Annotated in this window: 6 protein-coding genes; 4 read left to right on the top strand and 2 right to left on the bottom strand. The window is 71.0% G+C overall.

Annotated elements, in window-relative coordinates; genetic code table 11:
• Positions 1-17: 17 nt before the first annotated feature.
• Positions 18-1745 carry a thiamine pyrophosphate-binding protein gene (locus ACQE3L_RS08235; protein ID WP_426963342.1) on the bottom strand — a complete coding sequence of 576 codons (1728 nt, stop codon included), beginning with the start codon at positions 1743-1745 and terminating at the stop codon, positions 18-20.
• A 161-nt stretch (positions 1746-1906) separates the two neighbouring features.
• Here ACQE3L_RS08235 and ACQE3L_RS08240 point away from each other — a divergent pair, with 161 nt between their 5' ends.
• On the top strand, positions 1907-2863 hold the full coding sequence (locus ACQE3L_RS08240) for a type IV pilin domain-containing protein (RefSeq protein WP_426963343.1): 957 nt from the start codon (positions 1907-1909) through the stop codon (positions 2861-2863).
• Positions 2864-2914: 51 nt separating this feature from the next.
• Here the strand turns inward: ACQE3L_RS08240 and ACQE3L_RS08245 are convergent, their stop codons facing one another.
• Complete coding sequence (locus tag ACQE3L_RS08245) at positions 2915-3781, bottom strand: universal stress protein (RefSeq protein ID WP_426963344.1); 867 nt, start codon at positions 3779-3781, stop codon at positions 2915-2917.
• Positions 3782-4046: 265 nt separating this feature from the next.
• On the opposite strand from ACQE3L_RS08245, the gene ACQE3L_RS08250 reads away from it, so the two are divergent.
• The 3 genes from ACQE3L_RS08250 (at position 4047) to ACQE3L_RS08260 (ending at position 7201) form a co-directional block, all read left to right on the top strand.
• Positions 4047-4475 (top strand): DUF1810 domain-containing protein, encoded by a 429-nt coding sequence (locus tag ACQE3L_RS08250; protein WP_426963345.1) that lies wholly within the window; start codon positions 4047-4049, stop codon positions 4473-4475.
• Positions 4476-4562: 87 nt separating this feature from the next.
• Positions 4563-5174 carry a rod-determining factor RdfA gene (gene rdfA / locus ACQE3L_RS08255; RefSeq protein WP_426963346.1) on the top strand — a complete coding sequence of 204 codons (612 nt, stop codon included), beginning with the start codon at positions 4563-4565 and terminating at the stop codon, positions 5172-5174.
• Between the two features lie 77 nt (positions 5175-5251).
• Positions 5252-7201 carry an archaea-specific SMC-related protein gene (locus ACQE3L_RS08260; protein ID WP_426963347.1) on the top strand — a complete coding sequence of 650 codons (1950 nt, stop codon included), beginning with the start codon at positions 5252-5254 and terminating at the stop codon, positions 7199-7201.
• Positions 7202-7256 lie beyond the last annotated feature (55 nt).

Here is a 7256-nt window from a genome sequence, read left to right on the forward strand (position 1 = left end):
TCGGCCCCGCCGTCCGATCAGCGCTCCCGGGTCATCCACTCGCTGGCCTGCGGCTCCGCGGGATCCGTCGCGACCTCCACCAGCGATGGCCCGTCGCGGGCCCGCGCGTCGTCGAGCGCCTCCGCGATCCCGGACACGCCCGCGACGCGCGTCGCGTCGACGCCCATCCCCTCGGCGACCGCGGCCAGGTCGAGGCCGGCGTCGGCCCAGCCGTACGCCCCCGGACCGAGGCCGTGGGAGCGGTCGGCCTCCTCGCTGATGATGGCGTAGTCGTCGTTGTTGAGCGCGACGACGGTAACGTCGATCCCCTCCGTCGCGAGCGTGTGTAGCTCGTGGATGCACATCAGTAGGCCGCCGTCCCCCACCAGCGCGACCGCGTCCGCGTCCGGGTTCGCCAGCTTCGCGCCCATCGCCGAGGGGAGCGCGGTCCCCATCGTCGCCCACGACCCGGGGTTGACGTACGACTGCGGGCCGTAGGCCTCGCACGCGAGCAGCGTCCACTGGCGCGACCCGCCGGCGTCCGCGGTGACGATCGCGTCGCGGGGGAGCGCCTCGCGGACCGCTCGGACTACCTCGACGGAGGTCGGCGGGTCTCCCGCGTTCCGCGCCGCGGCGACCGCGTCGAACCGCGCCGCGTCCGCCGTCCGGACCGCGGCCGCGCGCTCGTCGCCGGGCCGTTCCGCGTCGCCGCCGCGCTCGGCTATCCCGTCCGTCAGTGCCCGCAGCGTCCGGTCGGCGTCGGCGACGATCCCCACGGCCGGCTCGTAGCCCGTCCCGAGGTCGTCGGCGCCGAGCGTGACGTGGACCAGATCGTCGGGGAGCTCGACGGACCAGCGGCCGGTCGCGACCGCGTCGAGGTCCGACCCCACCGCGAGGGCGGCGTCCGACTCGGCCAGCAGTCCGCGAAGCTCCGTCGAGGACCCGCCACAGAGCACGCCCGCCGAGAGTGCGTGGTCCTCCGGGAGCGTTCCCTTTCCCTTGTAGGTCGTCACCACCGGCGCGTCGAGCGCTTCCGCGAACGCGCGAAGCCGCTCGCTCGCCCCGGCCCGGCGGACGCCGCCGCCGGCGAGGACGACCGGCTGCTCGGCTCCAGCGAGCAGGTCCGCGGCCGCGTCGACGGCCGCCGCTGGAGGCTCCGGTGGCGTTCTGGACGCCCCCTCGCCGACGCTCGCCTGCGGCGTCGCGCTCGCGAGGAAGTCCTTCGGGATGCCGACGCGGACCGGCCCCATCGGCGGTTCGCGGGCGATCCGGATCGCCCGGTTCAGCTCCGCGACGGCGCTCTCGGCGGTCTCCACGAGGACGTTCTCCTTGACCACGTTGTCGTAGGTGTCCGGCGGCGTCTCGTGGATCCCGTCGCCGCCGCGAACCTCGTGTTCCGTCTCCACCGCGACGTGGACCATCGGCACGCAGTCGTTGAGCGCGTTCTTCAGCCCGTTCATCGCGTTCATGTCGCCCGGTCCCGGGACGACGACCGTCGCGGCCATCTCGCCGGGGTCGCGCGTCTCCGCGTACCCCCACGCGGCGTGCGTGACGGCGGTCTCGTGGCGCGCGACGACGAACCGGGCGTCACGGTCCGCGAGCGCCTCGTTGAGCGGGAGCGTCTGCTTGCCCGGAATGCCGAAGACGGTGTCGACGCCGTGGTCCAGCAGGCAGTCCACGACCGCCGCTCCGACGGTCGGCGTTCCGTCGCCGTCTCCGACCCTCCCGGTTCCCCCCTCCGCCGTTCGGTTCGTGCGTCCGGTCATTGGTGCCCCTTCTCCGGACCCCGACAATAATCCTTCGCACCGGCGGTGTATCGCATGTCGCGATACGCAGGTCGGATGGTGTCGCCTCCGCGGCGTGCCGTCGGGTCGCTCCCGCGAGGCGCGGTCGGGACAGTTTTCTTGTCGGCGATCCAACGCCGCCCATGGTGTGCTCCGACGGCGTCGACCGCGGGATCTCGCCGGTCGTCGGCGCGGTGATACTCGTCGGTATCGTCGCGCTGTTGGCGGGCACGGGCGGCGTGCTGTTCCTCGGTCTCGCGGACGACCCCGATCCCGCTCCCGGAGCGACGCTGGACGTGGAGACGGCCGGAGACGGTCTACACCACAGGCTCGTCCACGGCGGCGGCGACACGATCGACGGTGGCGAGCTCGCGATACGCGGGACCGCCGACCCGGACGCGGCCGCGGGCACGCGACTGACGGCCGGGACCGCCGTGGAGATCTACCCCGTCGACGAGGAGATCAGGGTCGTCTGGCGCGGCGAGGACGACACGACGTACGTCCTGACGACCGCGACCGTCGAGCGGACGCTCCCCGAACCGGACGAGACCTGCGAGTGGGTCGACGCGGAGACCGACGGCGGGACCGACCCGATCACGATCGACGGGCTCGTCGTCGACTGCGACGTGGAGACCGACGAGGGGATCACCGTGAGCGACGGGGGCGTGGTCGTCGGCGAGTCGGCCAGCGGAGCGAAGGACTTCGACGGGGACGACGCGACCGTCTACGGGGACGTGGACGTCGAGAAGGTCGTCAACATCCAGACGGGCACCGTCCGGGGGAGCGTCCTCTCCCGGACGGCGGACGCGAAGCTCGAAAACGTGACCGTCGACGGCTCGGTGACCGCACGGAAGGTCGTCGAGGTGCTCGCCGGGAGCGCGGTCGGCGGCGACGTCGAGAGCGAGAACAACACGGTGAAGGTGTTCGACTCGACCGTCTCGGGGTCCGTCCTCGCGGCCGACGGCGAGCAGGTCAAACTCGACAACGCGACCGTCGAGGGGCACGTGTACGTCGAGGAGGCGGCGTTCGACTGCACCGACTCGACAATCGGCGGGCGGGACTGCGACGACTACACGCCTCGCGACCCCGACGAGGCCTGAATCCGTTTCTCCGGCCGCCGACGGCGCGACGGAGGCCCGCGACCGCCGGCGTCAGGCCTCGGACGGAACGACGATCACCGGCACGGGGGCGTTCCTGAGCGTGCGCTCCGCGACGCCGCCGAGCAGGATTTTCTCGGCGCCGTGCTCGCCGGTGGTTCCCATGACGACGGCGTCGACGTCGTACTCGTCCACCGCGTCGACGATGGCCTCGGCGGGGTCGCCACGCTCGACGTGCGAGCGGACCGCGGACAGACCGCGGTCGTCGCCCGCCTCGGCGACGCGGTCGACTGCCTCGCTGGCCGAGCGGTCGCGCTCCTCGTCCGACAGCAGGGAGCGGAGGGTCGCGCCGACGCCGCCCTCCTCGACGACGGAGAGCGCGTCGACGGACGCACCGAGCGCGGCCGCCAGGTCGAGCCCGTGGGCCGCGGCCGCCTCCGCACGCGGACTCCCGTCGGTCGGCAGCAGGACGCGCTCGTAGGGCGCCGTCAGGCGCTCGTCGTCGCGGAGCCGCGCGACCAGCACCGGGGTCTCGGCGAGCCGGACGACCTTCTCGGTGACGCTACCGAGCAGCCCTCTCGCTCCAGAATTGCCGTGCGTCGCCATCGCGATCAGGTCGTGGTCGTACCGGTCCGCGTACTCGGCGATGCTCGGCGCGGGATTCCCCTGTACCGTCTCCGTCTCCGCGTCGATCCCCACCTCTGCCAACGTCTCCGCGGCGTCCGCGAGCACGTCCTCCCCCTCGCTGACGAGCGCGTCGACCACGTCGCCCTCCACGAGCGTGACGCTGTCGCGCGCGGTGTCCGCGACGAACAGCAGCTCCACGTCCGCGTCGACGCGCCGGGCGAGTTCGCCGACGTGCTCGAGCACCGCGGCCGCCCCCTCGCTGCCGTCGACGGGAACCAGGATCCGGTCGTACATGGGATCGGGTACGCCCACCCCCGCCAAAGTCGTTCGGGTCGGCGATCGCCCGCCCGTCGCCGTGTGGTTCACGTTCGGCCGCTCTCGCTATCGGTCGACATTTTCGCTCGGTTATGTGTCCGTCCACGTTTCAGAATTCCCATTTATCGTCCCCGGGGCGGTGTAGTCGCGCCACGGCGTGTTCGGGCGCCGCGCCGTCGCACACTCTCGGTTTCCAGACCCGACCGTTTAGGTGCGGCTCGCACGTAGGTCGCGACCTGGACGAATGACTCGTTCGGAGGACCCCCACGACCTGCAGCGGTTCGTCGAGGCACAGAATCCCGTGATAGACCAGGTGAAGACGGAGCTCCGGTCGGGCCGGAAGCGGACCCACTGGATGTGGTTCGTCTTCCCGCAGGTCGCGGGGCTCGGCAGCAGCCGCATGGCCCGGCGCTACGCGATCGGATCGCGGGCCGAGGCGGAGGCCTACCTGGCGTACCCGGTTCTCGGACCGCGGCTTCGCGAGTGCACGGCCCTCGTGAACGCGCTCGACGGTCGCACGGCGACCGAGGTGTTCGGGTCCCCCGACGACCTGAAGTTCCGCTCCTCGATGACGCTGTTCGACGCGGTCGCGGACGACCCCGACCCGTTCCGAACGGCGCTGGAGACGTACTACGACGAACCAGATCGAGAGACATTACGCTTTCTCGAGTAGTCCGGCGGGTGCGGTATCGAGACCACGTTACTACCGCAACCACGTTACACCGCTATCTTTGTAACGGTGGAGGACGTGCGTCACCGTATGACCGATACCGATTCTCGGCCGAACAGCAAGGTCGCGCGCGTCATCGAGACGTACGACCTCGACGGGATGGGTGAACGGTTGGAGGCGGAGTGGACGGGCGCGGACGGCGAGCGGACGAGCCTCCGGGACCTCGCGGACCAGTTCAACCGCGCGGTGCTTTCGGCCGCGATGCGCGAGGCCGGTCGGTCGGCCGTCGAGAGCGACGTCGCGAGCGCGTACGCCACGCTGACCGACGACGACACCGCGCGTGCCGACCTGATGCGCAAGCGTCGCGAACTCGAGCGCGACGGCGTCGACGTCGACGCCGTGCTCGACGACTTCGTCACCCATCAGGCGGTCCACACGTACCTCACCGACTACCGGGAGGCGGAGCTGCCGGACCGCTCGGCCGACCGCGTCGACCGCAAGATCGACACGCTGGAGCGGCTCCAGGGCCGGACCGCGGCCGTGGCCGAGTCCACGGTCGCGAACCTCGTCGACGCCGGGGAGCTGACCGACCACGACTACGAACTGCTCGTCGACGTGCGCGCGGTCTGTCCCGACTGCGGGACCGATTACCCGGTCGGGGACCTGCTTCGGGAGGGCGGCTGCGACTGCGCCGCCGACTGAGCGGAGCGTTGGCGGCGATCCCGCGGGACCGACTCCCGTCACAAAAGTTATACCCCTTCCAACGGTACGAGCGTGCAATGAGTTCGATGGCCCGTACCGAGGAAGAGGTCCGTGTTCGCGCCCGCAACGTCGGCGGGATCGACGAGACCGAGGTAACGATCCCCCCTGGAGTCACGGTACTCAGCGGTCGCAACGCCACCAACCGCACGTCGTTCCTCCAGGCGCTGATGGCGGGGCTCGGCAGCACGCGTCCCTCCCTCAAGGGCGACGCGGAGGAGGGCGAGGTGGAACTGTCCGTCGGCGACGAGACGTACACGCGGACGCTGACGCGACGCGGCGGGGAGGTCGCCTTCGGCGGCGACCCGTTCCTCGACGACCCCGAGATCGCGGACCTGTTCGCGTTCCTGCTCGAGGACAACGAGGCCCGACAGGCGGTCGCACGGGGGGACGACCTCCGCGAGATCATCATGCGGCCGGTCGACACCGACCGCATCGAGGCGGAGATCCGCGAGCTGGAACGCGAGAAGGACGACCTCGACCAGCGGATCGCGGACCTCGACCGACTGGAGTCGACGCTCCCGGAGCTGGAGTCGGAGAAGGCCGACGTGGAGACGGACCTCGAGGCCGCCCGCGAGGACCTCGAGGCCGCCCAGGCGGCCATCGACGACCTCGATACGGACCTCGAGGAGAGCCGGTCGCGAAAGGAGGAGCTGGAGGAGGCGTTCGCGAAGGTCCGCGAGGCGCGCTCCGAACTGGAGGACGTGGAGTTCGAGATCGAGGCCGAGGAATCGACGCTCTCGGAGCTCCGCGCGGAGCGCGAGGAGCTGGAGGCGACGCTCGAGGACACCGACGAGCCCGACGAGGACCCCGAGCGCATCGACGGCCGGATCGAGGAGCTCCGCCGGCGCAAGCGCGCGCTCGACGAGACGCTGAACGAGCTCGGGAGCGTCATCAGCTTCAACGAGGAGATGCTGGAGGGCGACGGGCTGGACGTGGAGCTCGAGGGGGACGGTACGGGGGACTCCGACGCCGGCGCGCTCACCGACGAACTGCTCGGCGACGACCGAACCGTCTGCTGGACGTGCGGGTCGGAGGTCGACACCGACCGGATCGAGGGGACGCTCGACCAGCTCCGGGACCTCCGGGCCTCGAAACTGGAGGAGCGCAACGGGCTCCGCGACGAGATCGACGAGCTCTCGGAGAAGCGCTCCTCGCTCCGTCAGCGCCGGAACGAGCGCCAGCGCGCCGAGCGCCGCCTGCAGGGGATCGAGTCCGAGATCGAGGAGGTGGAGGAACGCATCGAGTCGCTCGAGACGGAACGCGAGGAGACCGAGGAGCGCGTCGCGGAACTCGAGGCGGCCACCGAGGACGTGGGCGCGGGCGAGTACGACGAGGTGATCGAGCGCCACCGCGAGGCCAACGAACTGGAGATCGAGATCGACCGGCTGGAGTCGGATCTGGCGGAGATCGAGGCGGAGATCGCGGAGACGAAGGCCGACCTCGACGAGCGCGAGGAGCTCCGAGAGCGCCGCGAGGGGGTGGCCGAGGAGCTCACCGACCTCCGGACGCGCGTCGACCGCATCGAGGCGGACGCTGTCGAGGCGTTCAACGACCACATGGCGTCCGTCCTGGAGATCCTCGACTACGACAACATCGACCGCATCTGGATCGAGCGCCGCGAGACCGAGGTCCGCGAGGGCCGCCGCAAGGTCGAGAAGACGCGCTTCGACCTCCACGTCGTGCGCTCGGGCCCCGACGGGAGTGCCTACCGGGACACGGTCGACCACCTCTCCGAGTCCGAGCGCGAGGTGACGGGCCTCGTGTTCGCGCTCGCGGGCTACCTCGTTCACGACGTCCACGAGACGGTGCCGTTCATCCTGCTCGACTCGCTGGAGGCGATCGACTCCGACCGCATCGCGGCCGTCGTCGACTACCTCCGCGAGTACGCCGACTACCTCGTCGCCGCGCTGCTGCCCGAGGACGCGGCCGCGATCACCGGCGACCACACCACGATCGAGTCGATCTGAGCGAGACGGCGTTCGTCGGGTCCTCTTCGCTTTCCGACTCGCTGATGCTCTATAC

It is taken from the genome of Haloparvum alkalitolerans (assembly GCF_050122995.1).
GTDB lineage: Archaea > Halobacteriota > Halobacteria > Halobacteriales > Haloferacaceae > Haloparvum > Haloparvum alkalitolerans.

Bases quoted from the DNA above. Each gene is read 5' to 3' on its own strand.
- ACQE3L_RS08235 (WP_426963342.1), bottom strand. From the start codon at position 1,745: ATGACCGGACGCACGAACCGAACGGCGGAGGGGGGAACCGGGAGGGTC.
- ACQE3L_RS08240 (WP_426963343.1), top strand. From the start codon at position 1,907: ATGGTGTGCTCCGACGGCGTCGACCGCGGGATCTCGCCGGTCGTCGGC.
- ACQE3L_RS08245 (WP_426963344.1), bottom strand. From the start codon at position 3,781: ATGTACGACCGGATCCTGGTTCCCGTCGACGGCAGCGAGGGGGCGGCC.
- ACQE3L_RS08250 (WP_426963345.1), top strand. From the start codon at position 4,047: ATGACTCGTTCGGAGGACCCCCACGACCTGCAGCGGTTCGTCGAGGCA.
- rdfA (WP_426963346.1), top strand. From the start codon at position 4,563: ATGACCGATACCGATTCTCGGCCGAACAGCAAGGTCGCGCGCGTCATC.
- ACQE3L_RS08260 (WP_426963347.1), top strand. From the start codon at position 5,252: ATGAGTTCGATGGCCCGTACCGAGGAAGAGGTCCGTGTTCGCGCCCGC.